We start from the raw sequence: 18675 nt of genomic DNA, 5'->3' as shown, positions 1-18675 counted from the left end.
AGTCACATGAACCTGATGAAATCTCTCATCCCTGCTGCCGCGCTTGTCGTGCTGCCGCAGATGGGCCTTGCGCAAGAGGCCGCCGCTGGCGAGACCGCGCAGCACACGCAATACATCCTGACCTCGCTGCTGTTCCTGGTTGGCGGGTTCCTGGTGTTCTGGATGGCCGCTGGTTTTGCCATGCTCGAGGCCGGTCTGGTGCGCTCCAAGAACGTGGCGATGCAGCTGATCAAAAACATGGGCCTGTTTTCGTTTGCCGCCATCATGTACTGGCTGGTCGGCTTCAACCTGATGTATCCGGGTGATGGCTGGATGATCCCTGGCTTCCTGGGCGCGATCGCACCCACATCGCTAGAACCCGTCGGTCTTGCCGGAGTGGAAACCGACCTGTCTTATGCCTCCGTCGGTTCGGACTTCTTCTTCCAGCTGATGTTCTGCGCCACCACTGCGTCGATTGTCTCGGGCACCATGGCGGAACGCGTCAAACTGTGGCCGTTCTTCGCCTTTGTAATCGTGCTGACCGGCATCATCTACCCGATCGAAGCATCCTGGCAGTGGGGCGGCGGCTGGCTGTCCGAGATGGGCTTCAGTGACTTCGCTGGCTCGACTCTGGTCCATGCCGCAGGTGGCTTCGCGGCGCTGGCAGGTGCCATCGTGCTGGGCCCACGTATCGGCAAGTACAACAAGGACGGCAAGGTTGTTCCGATCCCCGGTTCGAACCTGGCGCTGGCCACTTTGGGCACGTTCATCCTTTGGCTGGGTTGGTTCGGCTTCAACGGTGGTTCACAGCTGGCAATGGGCACCATTGGAGACATGGCCGACATCAGCCGCATCTTTGCCAACACCAACATGGCTGCTGCAGCGGGTGCCGTCGCCACGCTGATACTGACGCAACTGATGTATGGCAAGGTCGATCTGACGATGGTACTGAACGGCGCGCTGGCTGGTCTGGTGTCGATCACCGCCGAACCGCTGGCCCCGTCGCTGTTCCAGGCGCTGATCATCGGCGCAATCGGTGGCGTCATCGTCGTCCTGACCGTCCCGATGCTGGACCGCATGAAGATCGACGACGTGGTCGGCGCAATTCCGGTTCACCTGATCGCAGGCTTCTGGGGAACGTTCATCGTGGCATGGACCAACAGTGACGCCAGCTTTGTGACCCAGATCATCGGCTTTGCCGCCATCGGCATCTTCGTCTTCGTGGTCAGCTATGTCCTCTTCTCGGTTCTCAAGGCCACGGTCGGCCTGCGGGTTGGCGAAGAAGAAGAGATCAACGGGCTCGACATGGGCGAGCTGGGTATGGAAGCCTATCCGGAATTCTCCAAAGGCTAAGCTGCAAGACGGAACAAAAAAACCCGGGCAGTTCTGCCCGGGTTTTCTTATTAAAACCAAGCGAACTCAAGCTCCAACGTCGACAATCGCCTTGGCCAGAATCGGCACGGTTGTTGCGTTCAGTCCGGCGATATTCAGACGGCTGTCACCAACCATGTAGATACCGTGGTCGACCCGCAGTTTTTCAACCAGTTCCGGCGAGGCGCCGAGTCGCGAGAACATGCCGCGGTGCTGAGCGATGAAACCGAACCGGTCCGATCCGCTCAGGCGTTGCAGCTCGTCCGCCAGTTGCTTGCGCAATCCCAGCATGGACAGACGGGTTTCTTCCAGTTCGGTCTGCCATTCAGCACGCAACGCTTCGTCCATCAGGATGGTCGTCACAACCCGCGCACCGTGGTCGGGCGGGAAGGAATAGTTCTGGCGATTCAGGAAGGCCAGAGTGGCTTGGTTCAAAGCGGTCTGCCCCGCGTCCGCGCTGACGGCCATCAACAGGCCAGTACGCTCGCGATAGACACCGAAGTTCTTGGAGCAGGACGCCGCGATCAGGCATTCCTTGACCGATGACGCCACCAACCGGACCGCCTGCGCGTCTTCTTCCAGACCGTCGCCAAACCCCTGGTAGGCAATGTCGATCATCGCCACCAGACCACGCTCGTTGATCAGGTTTACGACGTCCTGCCACTGCACCATGTTCAGATTGGCACCGGTCGGGTTGTGGCAGCAGCCATGCAGCAAAACAACGTCGCCCGCATTGGCGGTTTTCAGATCCTCGATCATGCCGTCGAAATCAACGCCGCGGGTATCGCCGTCGAAATAGCGATACTGAACCGTCTCCATGCCCAGATAATTCAGAATGGACAGGTGGTTCGGCCATGTCGGGTTCGACACGAAGACGCGCGCCGAGGGGTTGGCCATGCGGATCAACTCGAACGCCTGACGGCAGGCACCGGTCCCACCAGGGGTCGCAACGGCCGCAATGTTACCGCGCGGTACAGACGTTCCCAAGATCAGGCCAATCATCACATCTGCAAAGGCCGGATCGCCAGCCAGCCCTGTATAGGCTTTGGATTCCTGCTCTTCCAGTATGCGCTGCTCGGCGGCCTTGACCGAGCGCATCACCGGCGTCACACCCTCGGCATTTTTGTAGACGCCCACGCCCAGATCAATCTTCTGATCACGCGGGTCCTCGCGGTACATCTGCATCAGCATCAGGATTTTATCCGCAGGCTGCGGCTTGAGGAATTCGAACATCAGTTCTCTCCGGTTGCGACGGGCAGGGTCGGGAAGGCGCCCCATTCAGCCCAGGAGCCGTCATAAAGCGAGTGATCTTTCTTGCCCATGCGTTCAAGCGCAAGGCTGAGGATTGCAGCGGTAACGCCAGATCCGCAGGACGTGATCGCCGGTTTCGACAGATCAACGCCGGCGGCCTCGAAAACGGCACGGCAATCCTCAGGCGATTTCATTGTGCCATTGGCGTTCAACAACTGGCCAAACGGGACATTGCGCGACCCCGGAATATGACCGGAACGCAGGCCTTCCCGCGGCTCGACCTCAGTTCCGGCGAAACGGGCGGCAGAACGGGCATCAATGATCTCGTGATCTGCCAGTTTCGCTGCCGCAGACACTTGCGTGACGTCCCGAACCAGATGGTTCTGCACCCGGACTGTCATGTGGCGGTCGCGGATGACGGGCGGCAGATCCTCGAGATCGCGCCCTTCCGCGTTCCATTTCGGCAATCCCCCATCCAGAATGGCGATGTTTTCCTGACCCATAAGCCGAAAAAGCCACCAGACCCGAGCCGCCGACATAAGACCGGCCCCGTCGTAGACGACGACCTGATGACCATCACCCACGCCCATCGCCCGCAGGCGCGACATGAATTTCTCGACCGGAGGGGCCATGTGCGGCAGGTCCGAACGGTGGTCTGAAATCTCATCGATATCGAAGAACCGCGCCCCGGGAATGTGACCCGCGTCATATTCAGCCCTGGCATCGCGGTTTTGCGAAGGCAAATACCACGACCCGTCCAGAATCCGCAGATCCGGGTCCTTGATATGTGCGGCCAGCCATTCGGTAGATACGAGGGTTTTCGGATCGTCCTGCATCAATGCCTCCCCTGAGCGAGCTTGATTTTTCCCTATACCCGGCAGCATAGGGGTTCAAGGCTGGATAGGGCTATTCCGCCGCGCGGCGCAGGCGAAAATGCTGAATAATTCCGATGAAACTGATCAAAATCCAGAACCCTTCGATCAGCATCGAAGCCAGATTGAAATTGTGCACCAGAGAATAGACGATCAGCACCGAGCCCAGAAGGTTGATCACCGGAAAGGCCAGATCGTCGGAATTCATCATTCGCATTTGCGTTGCGAAATACGCGGCGACCACGATCAAGGCGCCAAACGAACCGATTGCATCCACGATCGTGAGGGTGTTCAGAATATCGGTCATCAATGAGCCATGCCGTTTTCAGAATTGTCAGAGAGCTGTCCGTAATGGTGCATATTCAAAAACGCAGCACCCTGCGCCCCCGCGCGATACCCATGAGGCACGTCGGCTGCAAAACGCAATCCCTGTCCGGCATGTAAGGGCACCCATTCCTCACCACGCAGAATTTCAAGTGTTCCGCCCAGAACAAAGACTTCCTCGGTAACACCAACCGCATGTCCAGGCGATTCGTGGCTCTGGTTCGGGTTCAGATTGACGTGGAATGTCTCAGCCCCCAATGCGGGATCGAAAGGGAACACGATCTTGACCTCTATACTGCCGGGAAACGTGACCGTCTGAAAGACGGATGGATCGCCGATCGCCGTGTCGATCAGAGCACTCAGCGGCACTTGAAACCCTTTGGCGATTTTCCAGAGCGTAGCGATCGTCGGGCTGGATTCGCCGCGTTCGATCTGACCCAACATTGCTTTGCTGACGCCTGTCATTTCGGCCACTTTGGACAGGCTGAGGCCGGATGCTGCGCGCACATCCCTCAGCTTCAGTGTAATATCGTCAGAGTTCATGTCAGCGTCCCGCGAATCCTCTTGTGCGTTATAGCGCACATGTGATACGTGCGCTATAACGCACGAAACCCGATCTATGCAACCCGAGGCAACAGGGAAACAGCATCATGCCATTGTACCGATCCAGAACCTCCACTCATGGCCGCAACATGGCGGGCGCACGCGGCTTGTGGCGCGCCACTGGCATGGAGGATGACGATTTTGGCAAACCGATCATCGCCATCGTCAATTCGTTCACCCAATTCGTGCCCGGGCATGTGCACCTGAAGGATCTGGGCCAGATGGTTGCGCGCGAGGTCGAGGCCGCAGGCGGTGTTGCGAAAGAGTTCAACACCATCGCGGTAGATGACGGCATCGCCATGGGCCACGACGGCATGCTCTATTCGCTGCCCTCGCGCGAGGTGATCGCGGATTCGGTTGAATACATGGTCAACGCCCATTGTGCAGATGCGATGGTCTGCATCTCGAACTGCGACAAGATCACCCCCGGCATGCTGATGGCTGCGATGCGCCTGAACATCCCGGCGATCTTTGTCTCAGGTGGACCGATGGAGGCCGGCAAGATCGACATCGCGGATCTGGACGTCAAGAAAATCGACCTCGTGGACGCGATGGTTGCCGCCGCGGACGACAAGTACACCGACGAACAGGTTCAGCACATCGAGGAAAACGCCTGCCCGACCTGCGGGTCGTGTTCGGGCATGTTCACCGCGAACTCGATGAATTGTCTGGCCGAGGCGCTGGGTCTGGCGCTGCCGGGCAATGGCTCGACCCTGGCGACCCATGCGGATCGCAAGGATCTGTTCCTGGAAGCCGGCCGCCGCATCGTCGAGATCACCAAACGCCACTATGATCTGGACGAAAAAGGTTTCCTGCCCCGCGAGATCGCCACGTTCGACGCGTTTGAAAACGCCATGAGCCTTGATATCGCCATGGGTGGATCGACCAACACGGTTCTGCACCTGCTGGCCATCGCGCATGAGGGCGAGGTGCATTTCACCATGTCCGACATGGACCGCCTCAGCCGCAAGGTGCCGTGTTTGTGCAAGGTCGCGCCCAACACCGAGAATGTGCATATGGAAGACGTTCACCGCGCTGGTGGCATCTTCTCGATCCTGGGCGAGTTGAGCCGTGCAGGCCTGTTGCACGAAGAATGCAGCACGGTCCATTCCGCCACGATGGGCGAAGCGATTGCCAATTGGGACATCAAGATCGCCAACAACCCCAAGGCGCAGGAGCTGTTCAAGGCTGCCCCCGGCGGCGTGCGCACCACCCAGGCATTCAGCCAGTCGAACCGGTACAAGGAACTGGACACCGACCGCGAAGGTGGTGTGATCCGCTCGAAAGAACATGCGTTCAGCCAGGACGGCGGTCTGGCGGTTCTGTTCGGAAACATCGCGCGCGACGGCTGCATCGTGAAAACTGCCGGGGTGGATGCAGACATCCTGAAGTTCACCGGGTCGGCCTATGTCTGCGAAAGCCAGGATCAGGCGGTGAACGATATCCTCACCGGCAAGGTCAAGGAAGGTGACGTGGTGGTCATCCGCTACGAAGGTCCGCGCGGCGGGCCGGGGATGCAGGAAATGCTCTACCCGACTTCGTATCTGAAATCCAAGGGTCTGGGTAAAGCCTGCGCATTGCTGACAGACGGGCGCTTCTCGGGCGGCACGTCGGGGTTGTCCATCGGTCACGTCTCGCCTGAAGCCGCCGAGGGCGGCGAGATCGGCCTGGTGCAGAACGGCGATACAATCGAGATCGACATTCCAAACCGCTCCATCCATCTGGCCGTGTCGGACGAAGAACTTGCCGCCCGTCGCGAGGAACAGGACGAGAATGGCTGGGTGCCCACGCAGCCGCGCAAGCGCAAAGTTTCAACCGCGCTGAAAGCCTACGCAAAGCTGACTACCAGTGCAGCCAAAGGGGCCGTTCGCCAGGTTTGACCCCGAAACGGGCCGGTTCTTTTCACGAAGAACCGGCGGGACTACCTACTCAACAAAAGCTCCCGCACCCTATCGCATCATCGGCGTTGCCGATGCCACGTTCGGATTTGGGCCCGGCGCCGCGCATTGCGCGGCGCCGGGCCCAACCAAAGGAGGTGTTTCGCAAGAAGCACTGACGATGGGCAGGAGCGTTTGCGGTTTGGTCAATCACCAAGTTTGGCGTGAACCTCGTCCAGATCGATTTCACCGATCGGCATCTTGTTTGCCGGGTTTTCGAAATCGTATTTGAATAGATCGAAATCCTGTTTGTAGATCTCATAGACCAGATGCATCGACAGGTCGTCGAAATAAGCCTCGACCGGATGCGCGCGCTTGGGCCCGTGTCCTTCGGATTCGTTGAACCGGGGAATATCCGACAATGCTATGGCGTGAGGGGTCTGGATGTGATCCAGAACATCCTGCATCCCGTCGTTGAAACGTTCGGTCCAGAAAATCCGGTCATACCGGCCGCCATTCACGATGAAGGTCGAGACATGCCCGGACATCGCCGACCAGTGAATGTCCGGATCCATCGGGCGCCGCCAGCGAATCGTATCACGCACAAAAAGCAGGAACCGGCGAAAGCTGGCGATCTGGTCGAACTCTCCCTTGCCGTCGTCGCCGCCAACCTCGATGCCGTAATTGTACACCAGCGTCGGCACAAGGTTGCCGCGATACCGTTTCCCATTGCGCTGAATGCCGCAGATCTTGTCGAAAAACGAGCTCAGAACGCGGGTGTACGGGTTGCGCACGCAGGTAAAGGAGTAAGATGCGTGCGAGCGGACATTGGTTGAAATCGGGTCCTGACTCGGGCCAAAAGCCCATTTATGCATGCCATCTTTGGCATCATGTATGTCGCCATCAAAGAACCTGCCATGATCGGAATAATACATGATCTGCCCGATGGTCGAGCAGGCACATTTGGGCACAACACGGTAAACCATGCTTTCACTTTCGGTCATCCAGGTGCCGGGAAAACCCATCTGCTGTGCCTCCTTATCCGATCGGGTCTCAGATTGACGCGTCGGCTTTGGACCCCAAAGAAGCAAAAAAATTCTGTTTATTCAATCGCTCATCCTCAGTATCACGGTTGCGAACAGGCAAAAACGGAAATCGCGTAACTCAGATGGCAAAGATTGCCTATATTTTGCTGTGCCACAAAGACCCCGACGCGATCATCGCGCAGGCCCGGCAACTGACTGCGGCCGGTGACTGCATGGCGATCCATTTCGATGCGCGTGCAAAGGCTGAAGATTACGCCAGAATACAAACGGCCCTGAAGGACAACCCGAACGTCGCATTCGCGGTCAAACGGATCAAATGCGGCTGGGGTGCCTGGTCGCTGGTTGAGGCAACGCTCCACGCGCTTTCGGCAGCGGTCGAAAGTTTTCCGCGCGCAACGCATTTCTACATGCTGTCAGGCGACTGCATGGCGATCAAGACAGCCGAATACGTTCACGATTTCCTGAACCGCAACGATTTGGATTTCATCGAAAGCCACGACTTTTTCGAAAGCAACTGGATCAAGACCGGCATGAAGGAGGACCGGCTGATCTATCGACACTATTTCAATGAACGTACGCAAAGCGGGCGGTTCTATGCGTCATACGAAATACAAAAACGTATGGGCCTGACCCGTGAAATACCGCAAGACCTGCAGGTCATGATCGGTAGCCAATGGTGGTGCCTGCGACGCCAGACCGTGGAAAAGATCCTGGATTTCCTGCGCCAGAGACGCGATGTTGTCCGGTTCTTCGCGACAACCTGGATTCCCGACGAGACCTTTTTTCAAACGCTTGTTCGCCATCTGATCCCAAGACAGGAAATCGAAAACCGGACGCTGACCTTTCTGATGTTCTCGGATTACGGTATGCCGGTGACGTTCTATAACGACCATTATGACATGCTGCTAGGTCAGGATTATCTGTTCGCCCGCAAGATCAGCCCCGAAGCGCTTGAGCTCAAGGAAAGACTGGGCAGGCTCTATGCCAGCGACGGCATTGACTTCCAGATTTCGAATGAAGGGCGCAGCCTTTATGACTTTCTGGCCGGGCGCGGGCGCGTTGGCCGGCGTTATGCCCCGCGTTTTTGGGAAGCTGGAAACACGCTGGACCCCGGACGCGAAATCTACCTGATCGCCTGCAAGAAGTGGCACGTCGCCAAGCGGCTGGTCGATCAGATCATGTCGGAAACAGACATTCCCTGCGTTGAATACCTGTTCAACGAACAGGATTCGCCTTTGCCGGACCTGGGAGGTATTGAAACCACCCTGGTCAAACGTGGACGTCATCGGCGCGCCGTGGTGCGCATGCTTTTCGAATGTTTTGAAACTGACAGGCTGGCCCTTTGCGTGGACCCTGCAAACCTTGAGATCATTCAGGATTTTTGTGCGGATCAGGCCCGGACGCGTGTTCTGGAGATCGAATGCGATTACTCGGATGAGTACCTGATCGGCCACGCACGCCGGGTCGGACTGGCCGGGGAAAACACGCCGACGCAGCGGGTCGCCCACCTGTTGCCCGCGCTCAGAAACTCATTGGCTTACGAATCCGAACTGATCCGCGGTGCAGGGCTTGAGGGCCATTTTCGCCTTCGCGAATCCGCCGAACGCGAAGAAAACGAAGCGGCGATCGCCGCGTTTCTGAGGATTTCGCGAGAAAAGGCGCGGTCGGTCATGCAGTTGGACTATCTGTTTCTGGACTGAGCCACGGCAGCTTGACGACCGTATCCGGGTGACGTCGAGACAGGTCTTCAGGCAATCAATCAATCGCACCCACGCCCGGTTTCCTTTTGTTGCAGAAAATGTCAGCCAACTTTTTCGCCGGAGACCTGCTGACCCCGATAGCACGTAGCCGAAACAATCCACATCAAACTCAATATTGAAACGCACCGCGCTGGGATTATTCGATGCGCAGATCCTTCTGAGCCTTGGTGTCTATTCGGTGCGTTGCCATCGAAGAAAAAAGCCCACCGAACGGCGGGCTTTTTTTGGGGCGTTTAGACTTAGTCGTACAATACGGCGGCGATTGCCGGATCTTCCATATTGGACGCGTCATAGTAGTAAAACCCGGTATCAATCAGGGCTGGTACAATTTCACCCTTTGATGCGGCCACCGCCGCCTTTACCGTTTCGTATCCGATACCGACGGGGTTCTGGGTAATGGCCCCTGCCATCAGGCCGCTCTTGATCGCGTCCTTCTGGGCCTTGCCGCTGTCATAGCCAATAATGACCAGACCTTCGGTGCCCAGTTCCTGCACACCGTTCACAACGCCAATCGCCGATCCTTCGTTGGTTCCGAAAATGCCGTTCAGATCTGGATTGGCTGTCAGGATCGCCTTTGTCACCTCGGTGGATTTCAGATGGTCGCCCTGTCCGTACTGAACGGTTACGACCTCGATATCGGGATACTTCTCGGCAATGCGATTGACGAACCCATCGCGACGGTCGATGCCCGTGCGGCTGGTCTGGTCATGAGCCACGACGGCAACCTTTCCTTTGCCACCCAGCATTTCAGCCATCTTGTCAGCGGCCAGACCCGCAGCAGCCAGATTGTCTGTGGTCGCAGTGGACACCGGAATGTCACTGTCTACCCCGCTGTCGAATGCGATGATCGGAATGCCCTTGTCATTGGCCTGTTTCAGCAGCGGGATCGCCGCCTGGCTGTCCAGAGCGGCAAAGCCGATGGCCTTGGGGTTGTTGGCCAGCGCAGCGGCCAGCATATCGATCTGGCGATCCACCATGGTTTCGTTGTCAGGCCCTTCGAACGTGATGGTGACATTGTATTCGTTCGCCGCCTGCTCGGCACCGGCCTTCACGGCCTGCCAGAACTGGTGCTGGAACCCTTTGGACACCAGCGGGATATAGACGTCCTCGGCCACGGCCATCGAGGCCGGAACGGAAAGGCTGGCAGCACTGAGCGCCCCCAGAATGAAACGACGTGTAAACATGATTTTCTCCTCCAGTTGGTCGTTTTTTTTCGTTTCTGAAATGATCAGCCGGTTTTCTTGCGCCGGGCCATGTCGGCATAGACGGCAAGGATGATGATTGCTCCGGTCACGACGGTCTGCCATTCCTGCGCGACCGACAGCACCCGCAGACCATTGGTCAGAACCGCCATGATCAGCGCGCCGATCAGCGTGCCCAGGATGGTGCCGCGCCCGCCGGACAGGGATGTGCCGCCGATCACCACGGCTGCAATCGCCTCCAGCTCGTACCCGAGACCCAATGCCGGTTGCGCCGAATTGAGCCGCGAGGCGATCAGGATTCCCGCAATGCCGCAGATCGCGCCGGCCAGCGCATAGATGCGCATCTTCCACATGTCGGTGTTTACACCGGACAGGCGCACCGCCTCTTCGTTCGAGCCCAGCGCGAAAGTATAACGGCCCAGAACGGTGCGCCCCAAGATGTACGAGGCGGCGATGGCCACGAGAAACAGGATCAGAACGCCGTTGGGGATCGGCAGCGCCGGAATGACCTCACCGATCAGGGACCCGCGCGAGATCTGGTCGAAACCCGGCGTGTCGTTGAAGTAGATCGGCCGCGTGCCCGATATCACCAGCGACAGGCCCTTGAGGATCAACATCATGCCCAGCGTGGCGATGAAGGGTGGGATTTTCATCTTGGCAACAAACGTGCCCGAGCACAGCCCGCACAGCGCCCCTGCCGCAATGGCCGCGGCAACACCCAACAACAAAGGCATACCCAGATAGGTCAGAACCACCCCTGCGATCACCGCGCAGAACGTCATCAGCGTGCCCAGCGACAGGTCAATCCCGCCAGTGATGATGATCAAAGTTGCGGCCACCGCCAGCACCCCGTTGACCGAGGTTGCCTGCAAAATGGCGATCATGTTCGAGGTCTGCATGAAATTCGGCGAGGCAATCGAGAACCCGATCAGCAAGGCAATCAAACTGGCAAACGCCAGCAACTTTTGATAAGCGCCGCTCTCCGACAGACCCGCAAGGGGTTTCTTTTTGTCGATATCCGTGGCTGTGGTCATTGCATTGTCCCTGTTACCTGCATCGCCGCCTTGCGTTGGGTGGCCAGATGCATGATGTCTTCCTGAGTGGTGTCTTTCCCGCCGGGCAGAATGCCGGTTAGTCGGCCTTCGCACATCACGGCGATGCGGTGGCTGAGGCGCATGATCTCGGGCAGTTCGGACGAGATCACGATGATCGTCTTGCCCTGCCCTGCCAGTTCTTCGAGCAGCTTGTAAATCTCAGATTTTGCGCCCACGTCGATGCCGCGGGTGGGTTCGTCAAAGATCAGGATATCGCAGTCGCGCAGAAGCCATTTGGCGATAACGACCTTTTGCTGATTGCCGCCAGATAACAACCGGACCTCCTGCACGTCCGAAGGGGTGCGTATGCCCAACTGATTGATATAGCTTGTGGCTGTGGTGCTGATTTCACTGTCGTTCAGAACGCCCCCGGTGCCGGTGAACAAATCCATCGAGGCCAAAGCGATATTGTCTCGCACGTTCATGCCCGTCGCCAGACCGAAGTGCTTGCGGTCTTCCGACAGATACCCGATCCCCGCGTGCACCGCGTCCTTGGGGGATTTGATCGACACGGGTTTTCCATGCACTCGGATTTCCCCGCTATCCTTGGGGTCGGCACCGAAAATGGCGCGCGCCACTTCGGTGCGCCCTGCCCCCATCAACCCGGCAAAGCCCAGGATTTCGCCCTTCTGAACCGAGAAGCTGACCTCGCGGATGTCCTTGCCCCGTGTCAGGTTCGAAACTTGCAGCGACACTTCGGCATCGCCCAGATCCGGCACGACCAGCGGTTCCTCGTTCACCTCGCGCCCCACCATCATCGCAATGATCCGGCTGATCGGAGTTCCCGCCGCGTCCACGGTGCCAACATACTCCCCGTCCCGCATGACGGTGACGCGGTCTGCGATCTGTTTCAGCTCATCCATCTTGTGACTGATATAGACGATGCCCACGCCTTCGGCCTTGAGGCGGCGGATAATCACGAACAGCTCGGCAATCTCAGCGTCGTTCAATGCCGCCGTGGGTTCATCCATGATCAGCACCCTGGACCGATAGGACAGCGCCTTGGCGATCTCGACCATTTGTTGTTTGGCAATGGTCAGGCGGCCAACCAAAGTCTTCGGGTCCAGAGACAGGTTCATCGAGGCGAAAATCTCGGCGGTCTGCGTGTTAAGCGCGGCCTCGTCCAGACGGCCAAAGCTTTTGCGGGGTTCGCGTCCGATAAAGATGTTCTGTGCAACGGTCAGGTCGTTCATCAGGCTCAGTTCCTGATGGATTATGCCGATACCCAGATCCTGCGCCTCGCGTGGGGTGGTCGGGCTGACCGAACGACCTTCGATCACCAGATCGCCACCGTCCCGCTGATAGATGCCCGAAAGGATTTTCATCAGCGTGCTTTTCCCGGCACCGTTCTCGCCCATCAGCGCGTGAACCTCGCCGGGCACCAGATCGAACTGCACGGATTTCAGCGCGTGCACGCCGGGGAAGTGCTTTTCAATCCCCGTCATTTCGACCAGTTTCGTCATTTCTCCTCCCATTTATCCCTCAGTCCCCGTGTCGCATCCGGTTCACATCACCGCTCCGATCTGCCACGGAACAAACTCGACCCCTCCGAAGCCAAGCTGCTCGCTTTTCGTCTGTTCGCCCGATGCGACGCGGATCAGAATCTCGAACAGTTCCTCGCCCTTGGCTTCGATGCTGACGCCCTCGGTGACGATGTCGCCGCAGTTCAGGTCCATGTCGTCGGACATGCGGGCATACATTTCGGAATTGGTGGCCAGCTTGATGCAGGGTGTCGGCTGATAGCCGGAAACCGAGCCCCGCCCGGTGGTGAACACAATCAGGTTCGACCCTGACGCCACCTGACCTGTGACCGAGCAGGGATCAAACCCCGGACTGTCCATGAAAACAAACCCGTGTTTGTCGACGATCTGGCCAAACTCGTACACATCGCGCAGAGGCGCCGTACCGCCCTTGGCGACCGCACCCAGCGATTTTTCCAGAATCGTCGTCAGCCCGCCGCGCTTGTTGCCGGGGCTGGGGTTATTGTCCATCTCGCCGCCGTTTCGTTCGGTGTAGTCCTCCCACCAGCGGATTCGGGCGATCAGCTTTTCTCCAACTTCGACGGTTTCGGCACGACGGGTCAAAAGATGTTCCGCACCGTAGATTTCGGAAGTCTCCGACAGAATGGTCGTGCCACCGTGGCGAACCAGCAGGTCCGAGGCGTAGCCAAGCGCCGGGTTTGCCGTGATGCCGGAATACCCGTCTGAACCGCCGCATTGCATTCCAACGGTGATTGCACTGACGGGCGCGGGTTGCCGGGTGGCCTGATTGGCCAGTTCGGCAATTCCGCGCAACTCTTCCAGCCCCCGCTCGATGGTTCGGCGCGTGCCGCCCTCGTTCTGGATCGTCATGTAGCGCAGTGCGCCATCGGGACGGATCGGACGCCCCCCGACCAGATCGGACACCTGCATGACTTCGCAACCCAGACCGATCAGAAGAATGCCACCAAAATTCGGGTGCTGCGCATAGCCTGCCAATGTGCGGAACAGGGCGGCATAGCCTTCGTTCTTGCCGGACATTCCGCAACCGGTGCCATGAACAATCGGCACAATGCCGTCGACGTTGGGGTAAGCATCCAGAAGGCCCGATTTTTCGGCCGCCTCGGAAATGAAACGCGCGACCGAGCCGGAACAGTTCACAGTGGTCAAAATGCCGATGTAATTCCGCGTGCCCACTTTACCGTCCGCCCGGTGAAACCCCTGAAAGGTCCGGGTGCGATGTATTTCGGGCAATGGCACGCAGGCAGACGCATGCGCATAGTCCTGCTGATGCTCTCCCATCCCAAGGTTGTGGACATGGACATGCGCGCCCGGCGCAATATCTGACTTGGCCTGCCCGATGATCTGGCCATACCGGATGACATTCGCTCCTGCGGGGATATGCACCACGGCAATCTTGTGACCGCGCCCGATTGAACCCGGCAAAGGCGCAGGCACTCCTGTCGGGCAGTCGCCAGCCGAAAGATCCCGCAGCGCAATGACCACATTGTCATCCGGGTTCAGCCTGACGGTGTCCTGCGCCTTGCCCTGAAGGCCCTTGTTTTTCTGCTGTGCTTGCATTGTTTTCCCACTTGCCTGCACAAATTGCTAATGAGCGAACCCACACTTGTCAACTAACATGTTAGTATGCTAGATCGAAAATCATGAACCGACCTCAAGACATCGACGCAACCTTGCTGCCTGAAATTGCCGTGACAGAAGGCTCGCTGGCGCACCGTGTTTATCTTGCGATCAAGCAGGCCATCCTGTCCCTGGATTTCCTGCCGGGCGCAAATCTGAAGAAGGCGCCGATCTGTGAGCGGCTTGGCGTCTCTCGTGCGCCCGTGGCCGAGGCGATTGCCCGGCTGGCGGCCGAAGGACTGGTGGATGTGGTTCCGCAATCGGGAACGCGTGTATCCTATTTCTCGATGTCGGAAATCCGCGAGGGCGTCTTTCTGCGCGAAGCCCTTGAACTGGCTACCGTCGCCAAGGTCGCCCGTGATTTTACCGAAGACCAGCGTAAGCGCCTGAGTCGCAACATGCGGCTGCAGGAACTGCTGATCGAGGATGAGGACATCCCCGGGTTCTATCAGGCCGACGAGGAATTTCACGCCCTGCTGATGGCCTTTACCGGCTTTGTCCGGCTACCGGACGTGGCGCAAACGGTTTCACTGCAGGTCAGCCGTGCACGCATGCTGCTGTTGCCTACCCCGGGCCGCGTTGCGGAAACGCTGCAGGAACACCGCGCGATATTCGACGCGGTTCAGGACCGCAACGAACAAGCCGCACAGGAGGCGATGCGCCATCACCTGGGACAGCTGATGCCGCGCATCGAGGTTCTGGAACGCGAAAAGCCGCACCTGTTCAACATCAGCTCCCACCCAGAACGAGACGCAGGATGACCGTTTCTCAGACCGAACTCCTCAATAACCGAACTTCTCGCCCTGTTCCTTTGACCCGCATGGGTTTCGGGGGCGCACCTTTGGGAAATCTCTATCGCAAGGTGTCCGATGCCGACGCACAGGCCGCGCTGCATGCGGCCTTCGATGCTGGGATCCGTTTCTTTGACACCGCACCGCAATACGGGCTGGGCCGGTCTGAAGAGCGTTTCGGAGAGGCCATCCCGGTCTTTGGACGTGACAACATTCAGCTTTCCACAAAGATCGGGCGCCTTCTTGTGGACTGCGAACCGCACGAGGTCACACCCGAAGCTTTCGTGGATGTTCCCCGGAAACGAATCGTATTCGACTACACCTATGACGGTGTCATGCGATCCTACGAAGCCAGCCGCGAACGGATCGGTGTCGCCAATGCCGACATTCTTCTGGTGCATGATGTTTGCGTGTTCAGCCAGGGCAGTCAGGAAGCATCCGACGCGAAGGTCCGAGAGCTTTTTGACGGCGGCGGCTACCGCGCACTGACTGAATTGCGTGAGGCGGGCGAAATCGCCGCGATCGGCGCCGGGATCAATGAATGGCAGGTGTGCGAGAAATTGCTGGGTCTGGGTGATTTCGACGGCTTCCTTCTGGCTGGACGATACACGCTGCTGGAACAGGAGGCGTTGGACAGCTTTCTGCCGCTCTGCGAAAAGCGCGATGTCGGCATCATTCTGGGCGGTCCCTACAACTCGGGCATTCTGGCGACCGGCGCGGTTCCCGGAGCAAAGTACAATTACGTGGATGCGCCACCGGACATCATGGACAAAGTGCGCAAAATCGAGGCCGTGTGTGACGCTCACGGCACCCCGTTGATTGCGGCCGCCCTGCAGTTCGTTCTTGGGCATCCATGTGTCAAAACTGTTGTACCCGGGGCGGTCAGTGCGGCCGAGGTGAATGCGAATGTCGCCTTGCTGGAGCGCAATATTCCCGCTTCGCTGTGGTCGGACCTGAAATCCGAAGGCCTGATCCGCGCGGATGCCCCCCTGCCATCGGAGACGGCCCATGCTGCGTAACATCGATCCACTGCTTTCCCCTGACCTACTACATGCCTTGCGATCCATGGGTCACGGGGATGACATCGTTATCGCTGACGCCAATTTTCCCGGCTCCAGCGTAGGCCCCGAATGCCTGAGGGCGGATGGATCCTCGGCCAGTGATATTCTTCGGGCCGTTCTCTCGGTCATGCCGCTGGATAATTTTGTCCCTGACCCCGCCCTGACCATGCAGGTGGTGGGAAACCCCGAGGCGATCCCCGAGGCGGTGGCCGACTTTCAATCCATCATTCACCAGACAGCCGACAACCCCGTCGAAATACAAAGCCTTGAGCGCTTTGCATTCTATGAACGCGCATCCCAAGCTTTCGTCATCGTCCAGACCGGCGAGCGCAGGCTTTACGGCAATATCATCCTGAAAAAAGGCGTGATTGGATGAGAATTGATGCTCATCAGCATTTCTGGTCTCTGGATCGGGGTGATTACGGCTGGCTGACAGCCGAGATCGGGCCGATCTACAGGGATTTTCTGCCCGCCGATCTGCTGCCCCTGATTGAACGTGCCGGAATCGATGGCACTGTTCTGGTTCAGGCTGCCCCGACAGTTGCCGAAACTGAGTTCATGTTGTCGTTGGCGGACAAAACTTCCTTTGTCAAAGGCGTCGTGGGCTGGGTTGATTTCGAAGCATCCGATGCCCCACAACAGATTAAGGCGCTGGCACAAAACCCACTCCTCGTCGGTTTGCGCCCGATGATTCAGGATATCGAGAATCCTGAATGGATGCTGCGGGAGTCTCTGCACCCGGCCTTTGCGGCGCTCATCGATCACGAACTGACCTTTGATGCGCTGACCTTGCCCAAGCATCTTGGGCCGTTGCGCCGTTTGCTGGCCAGATACCCGCAGATGCGGGTTATCGTGGATCACGCATCAAAACCGGCAATCCGGGACGGTCAACTATCTGACTGGGCCGATGACATTACCGCAATCGCCAGCAACAGCCATGCGTTTTGCAAGCTGTCCGGACTTGTGACCGAAGCGCAGCCCGACTGGGACATCGGCGACCTGCGCCCCGTCGTGGATCATCTGCTGAACGTGTTCGGACCCGAACGCCTGATCTGGGGCAGCGACTGGCCGGTTTGCACTCTTGCCAGCAGGTATGAACGTTGGGTCGAGGTTACCGACATACTGCTTTCGGGTCTGACCCCTGAAGAACGTTCGGCAATTCTGGGCGGCAATGCGCTGCGCGCCTACAGCCTGAGGGATTGAAATGAACCTGTCTGAATTTGACCGCGACGGAGTGTGGCTGGGTCGTGTCGAACGGGCCGGCATTGGACCGTGCGTTGTCACCTTGCGCGGCGAAAGCCTGATGGACATCACATCAAGAACCGCGCCCACGGTCCGGGATGTCCTCGAACGCGAAGATGCGGCGGAATATGTCCGCACTGCCGACGGTGAGGTGCTGGACCCTGTCCGCGATACATTTGCCTGGCTTGCCCCTTGTGATCTGCAGGCCGTCAAAGCCTGCGGCGTCACTTTTGCCGGCTCCATGGTCGAACGCGTGATCGAAGAAAAGGCCGGTGGCGACCCGGCCCGTGCCGACAGCATTCGCAACCGGATCGGTGTCCGCATCGGCAAGAAACTGAGCGATATCGTCCCCGGATCGGACGCCGCTGCAAAGGCAAAACAAGCCCTGATCGAAGAAGGTTTGTGGAGCCAGTACCTTGAGGTGGGCATCGGACCCGACGCCGAGGTCTTTTCCAAGGCGCAGGTCCTGTCGTCGGTGGGGTATGGGGCCGAGATTGGCCTGCACCCGATTTCGGAATGGAACAACCCAGAACCCGAAATCGTGCTTGCCGTGAATTCGCAAGGCGTGATCATGGGTGCGACATTGGGCAATGACGTCAATCTGCGCGACGTCGAGGGGCGCTCGGCCTTGTTGCTGAGCAAGGCCAAGGACAACAATGCGTCCTGCGCGATCGGTCCGCTGATCCGGCTGTTCGATGACCATTATTCGCTGGACGATGTGCGGCAGGCCGAACTGACACTGACTGTAAACGGTCCCGAAGGTTTCAACCTGAACGGAAGCTCCTCCATGTCCCAGATCAGCCGCGATCCTGCAGATCTTGTTTGCCAGACGATCGGGCGGCATCACCAGTATCCGGACGGCCTGATGCTGTTCCTCGGGACCCTGTTCGCCCCGACGCAGGATCGGGAAACACCCGGAGGAGGGTTTACACACAAGCTGGGAGACGTTGTAACCATCGCCAGTGAAAAGCTGGGCACACTGACCAACACGGTGCGTCTGGCGACTGAGTGCCCCGAATGGCGTTTCGGGGCGTCCCACCTGATGCGAAACCTGGCCCGGCGCGGCCTGCTGTAAGAAAGAAC

17 protein-coding genes are annotated in these 18675 nt (G+C 58.5%); 8 read left to right on the top strand and 9 right to left on the bottom strand.

The features are described 5' to 3' along the window. Window positions 1-6: 6 nt before the first annotated feature. Entirely contained in the window at window positions 7-1332 is a 1326-nt protein-coding gene (locus ACR1XU_RS06150) for an ammonium transporter (RefSeq protein ID WP_170615601.1), read from the top strand. Window positions 1333-1398: 66 nt separating this feature from the next. On the opposite strand, the gene ACR1XU_RS06145 is transcribed toward ACR1XU_RS06150, so the two are convergent. The 4 genes from ACR1XU_RS06145 to ACR1XU_RS06130 form a co-directional block, all read right to left on the bottom strand. Then, window positions 1399-2583 (bottom strand): amino acid aminotransferase, encoded by a 1185-nt coding sequence (locus tag ACR1XU_RS06145; protein WP_321250411.1) that lies wholly within the window; start codon window positions 2581-2583, stop codon window positions 1399-1401. Then, entirely contained in the window at window positions 2583-3437 is an 855-nt protein-coding gene (sseA, locus tag ACR1XU_RS06140) for a 3-mercaptopyruvate sulfurtransferase (RefSeq protein WP_170681877.1), read from the bottom strand. Before sseA ends, ACR1XU_RS06145 begins: the two co-directional genes overlap by 1 nt. Window positions 3438-3507: 70 nt before the next feature. Continuing rightward, entirely contained in the window at window positions 3508-3780 is a 273-nt protein-coding gene (locus tag ACR1XU_RS06135; RefSeq protein ID WP_170681876.1) for a CBU_0592 family membrane protein, read from the bottom strand. Further along, window positions 3780-4340, bottom strand: coding sequence for an XRE family transcriptional regulator (locus tag ACR1XU_RS06130; RefSeq protein WP_170681875.1), 561 nt, complete (start codon window positions 4338-4340; stop codon window positions 3780-3782). Before ACR1XU_RS06130 ends, ACR1XU_RS06135 begins: the two co-directional genes overlap by 1 nt. A 107-nt stretch (window positions 4341-4447) precedes the next feature. Between ACR1XU_RS06130 and ilvD the strand changes: the two genes are divergently transcribed. Continuing rightward, window positions 4448-6280, top strand: a complete 1833-nt coding sequence (gene ilvD / locus ACR1XU_RS06125; RefSeq protein WP_480915593.1) for a dihydroxy-acid dehydratase — start codon at window positions 4448-4450, stop codon at window positions 6278-6280. 203 nt (window positions 6281-6483) lie between these two features. Here the strand turns inward: ilvD and ACR1XU_RS06120 are convergent, their stop codons facing one another. Beyond that, window positions 6484-7302, bottom strand: a complete 819-nt coding sequence (locus tag ACR1XU_RS06120) for a sulfotransferase family protein (protein ID WP_480904138.1) — start codon at window positions 7300-7302, stop codon at window positions 6484-6486. Between the two features lie 143 nt (window positions 7303-7445). Here ACR1XU_RS06120 and ACR1XU_RS06115 point away from each other — a divergent pair, with 143 nt between their 5' ends. Further along, the gene (locus tag ACR1XU_RS06115; protein WP_480904140.1) at window positions 7446-9023 is read left to right on the top strand and encodes a DUF5928 domain-containing protein; all 1578 of its coding nucleotides are present in this window, start codon (window positions 7446-7448) and stop codon (window positions 9021-9023) included. Window positions 9024-9322: 299 nt separating this feature from the next. On the opposite strand, the gene ACR1XU_RS06110 is transcribed toward ACR1XU_RS06115, so the two are convergent. Genes ACR1XU_RS06110 through ACR1XU_RS06095 form a run of 4 tightly spaced genes read right to left on the bottom strand, consistent with a single transcriptional unit; the run spans window position 9323 to window position 14438 of the window. Beyond that, on the bottom strand, window positions 9323-10267 hold the full coding sequence (locus ACR1XU_RS06110; RefSeq protein WP_480904142.1) for a substrate-binding domain-containing protein: 945 nt from the start codon (window positions 10265-10267) through the stop codon (window positions 9323-9325). Window positions 10268-10311: 44 nt separating this feature from the next. Continuing rightward, window positions 10312-11319 (bottom strand): ABC transporter permease, encoded by a 1008-nt coding sequence (locus ACR1XU_RS06105; protein WP_480904144.1) that lies wholly within the window; start codon window positions 11317-11319, stop codon window positions 10312-10314. Then, window positions 11316-12842, bottom strand: coding sequence for a sugar ABC transporter ATP-binding protein (locus tag ACR1XU_RS06100; protein WP_480904146.1), 1527 nt, complete (start codon window positions 12840-12842; stop codon window positions 11316-11318). The genes ACR1XU_RS06105 and ACR1XU_RS06100 overlap by 4 nt, the downstream gene beginning before the upstream one ends. Window positions 12843-12884: 42 nt before the next feature. Continuing rightward, entirely contained in the window at window positions 12885-14438 is a 1554-nt protein-coding gene (locus tag ACR1XU_RS06095) for a UxaA family hydrolase (protein ID WP_480904148.1), read from the bottom strand. Window positions 14439-14521: 83 nt separating this feature from the next. Between ACR1XU_RS06095 and ACR1XU_RS06090 the strand changes: the two genes are divergently transcribed. The 5 genes from ACR1XU_RS06090 to ACR1XU_RS06070 are packed head-to-tail and all read left to right on the top strand — an operon-like array spanning window position 14522 to window position 18667. After that, complete coding sequence (locus tag ACR1XU_RS06090) at window positions 14522-15259, top strand: GntR family transcriptional regulator (RefSeq protein WP_480527044.1); 738 nt, start codon at window positions 14522-14524, stop codon at window positions 15257-15259. Next, the gene (locus ACR1XU_RS06085) at window positions 15256-16308 is read left to right on the top strand and encodes an aldo/keto reductase (RefSeq protein WP_480904151.1); all 1053 of its coding nucleotides are present in this window, start codon (window positions 15256-15258) and stop codon (window positions 16306-16308) included. The genes ACR1XU_RS06090 and ACR1XU_RS06085 overlap by 4 nt, the downstream gene beginning before the upstream one ends. Further along, window positions 16298-16726 (top strand): RbsD/FucU family protein, encoded by a 429-nt coding sequence (locus tag ACR1XU_RS06080; protein ID WP_480904154.1) that lies wholly within the window; start codon window positions 16298-16300, stop codon window positions 16724-16726. Before ACR1XU_RS06085 ends, ACR1XU_RS06080 begins: the two co-directional genes overlap by 11 nt. After that, entirely contained in the window at window positions 16723-17553 is an 831-nt protein-coding gene (locus ACR1XU_RS06075; RefSeq protein ID WP_480904157.1) for an amidohydrolase family protein, read from the top strand. Before ACR1XU_RS06080 ends, ACR1XU_RS06075 begins: the two co-directional genes overlap by 4 nt. A 1-nt stretch (window position 17554) precedes the next feature. Then, the gene (locus tag ACR1XU_RS06070; protein WP_480904160.1) at window positions 17555-18667 is read left to right on the top strand and encodes a fumarylacetoacetate hydrolase family protein; all 1113 of its coding nucleotides are present in this window, start codon (window positions 17555-17557) and stop codon (window positions 18665-18667) included. The last annotated feature ends 8 nt before the right edge of the window (window positions 18668-18675 follow it).

This window comes from Ruegeria sp. D1(2025), assembly GCF_056536425.1.
The sequence above is the reverse complement of the archived record's forward strand: the minus strand, read 5'-3'. Positions and strand labels throughout refer to the sequence as shown.

Bases quoted from the DNA above. Each gene is read 5' to 3' on its own strand.
- ACR1XU_RS06150 (WP_170615601.1), top strand. From the start codon at position 7: ATGAACCTGATGAAATCTCTCATCCCTGCTGCCGCGCTTGTCGTGCTG.
- ACR1XU_RS06145 (WP_321250411.1), bottom strand. From the start codon at position 2,583: ATGTTCGAATTCCTCAAGCCGCAGCCTGCGGATAAAATCCTGATGCTG.
- sseA (WP_170681877.1), bottom strand. From the start codon at position 3,437: ATGCAGGACGATCCGAAAACCCTCGTATCTACCGAATGGCTGGCCGCA.
- ACR1XU_RS06135 (WP_170681876.1), bottom strand. From the start codon at position 3,780: ATGACCGATATTCTGAACACCCTCACGATCGTGGATGCAATCGGTTCG.
- ACR1XU_RS06130 (WP_170681875.1), bottom strand. From the start codon at position 4,340: ATGAACTCTGACGATATTACACTGAAGCTGAGGGATGTGCGCGCAGCA.
- ilvD (WP_480915593.1), top strand. From the start codon at position 4,448: ATGCCATTGTACCGATCCAGAACCTCCACTCATGGCCGCAACATGGCG.
- ACR1XU_RS06120 (WP_480904138.1), bottom strand. From the start codon at position 7,302: ATGGGTTTTCCCGGCACCTGGATGACCGAAAGTGAAAGCATGGTTTAC.
- ACR1XU_RS06115 (WP_480904140.1), top strand. From the start codon at position 7,446: ATGGCAAAGATTGCCTATATTTTGCTGTGCCACAAAGACCCCGACGCG.
- ACR1XU_RS06110 (WP_480904142.1), bottom strand. From the start codon at position 10,267: ATGTTTACACGTCGTTTCATTCTGGGGGCGCTCAGTGCTGCCAGCCTT.
- ACR1XU_RS06105 (WP_480904144.1), bottom strand. From the start codon at position 11,319: ATGACCACAGCCACGGATATCGACAAAAAGAAACCCCTTGCGGGTCTG.
- ACR1XU_RS06100 (WP_480904146.1), bottom strand. From the start codon at position 12,842: ATGACGAAACTGGTCGAAATGACGGGGATTGAAAAGCACTTCCCCGGC.
- ACR1XU_RS06095 (WP_480904148.1), bottom strand. From the start codon at position 14,438: ATGCAAGCACAGCAGAAAAACAAGGGCCTTCAGGGCAAGGCGCAGGAC.
- ACR1XU_RS06090 (WP_480527044.1), top strand. From the start codon at position 14,522: ATGAACCGACCTCAAGACATCGACGCAACCTTGCTGCCTGAAATTGCC.
- ACR1XU_RS06085 (WP_480904151.1), top strand. From the start codon at position 15,256: ATGACCGTTTCTCAGACCGAACTCCTCAATAACCGAACTTCTCGCCCT.
- ACR1XU_RS06080 (WP_480904154.1), top strand. From the start codon at position 16,298: ATGCTGCGTAACATCGATCCACTGCTTTCCCCTGACCTACTACATGCC.
- ACR1XU_RS06075 (WP_480904157.1), top strand. From the start codon at position 16,723: ATGAGAATTGATGCTCATCAGCATTTCTGGTCTCTGGATCGGGGTGAT.
- ACR1XU_RS06070 (WP_480904160.1), top strand. From the start codon at position 17,555: ATGAACCTGTCTGAATTTGACCGCGACGGAGTGTGGCTGGGTCGTGTC.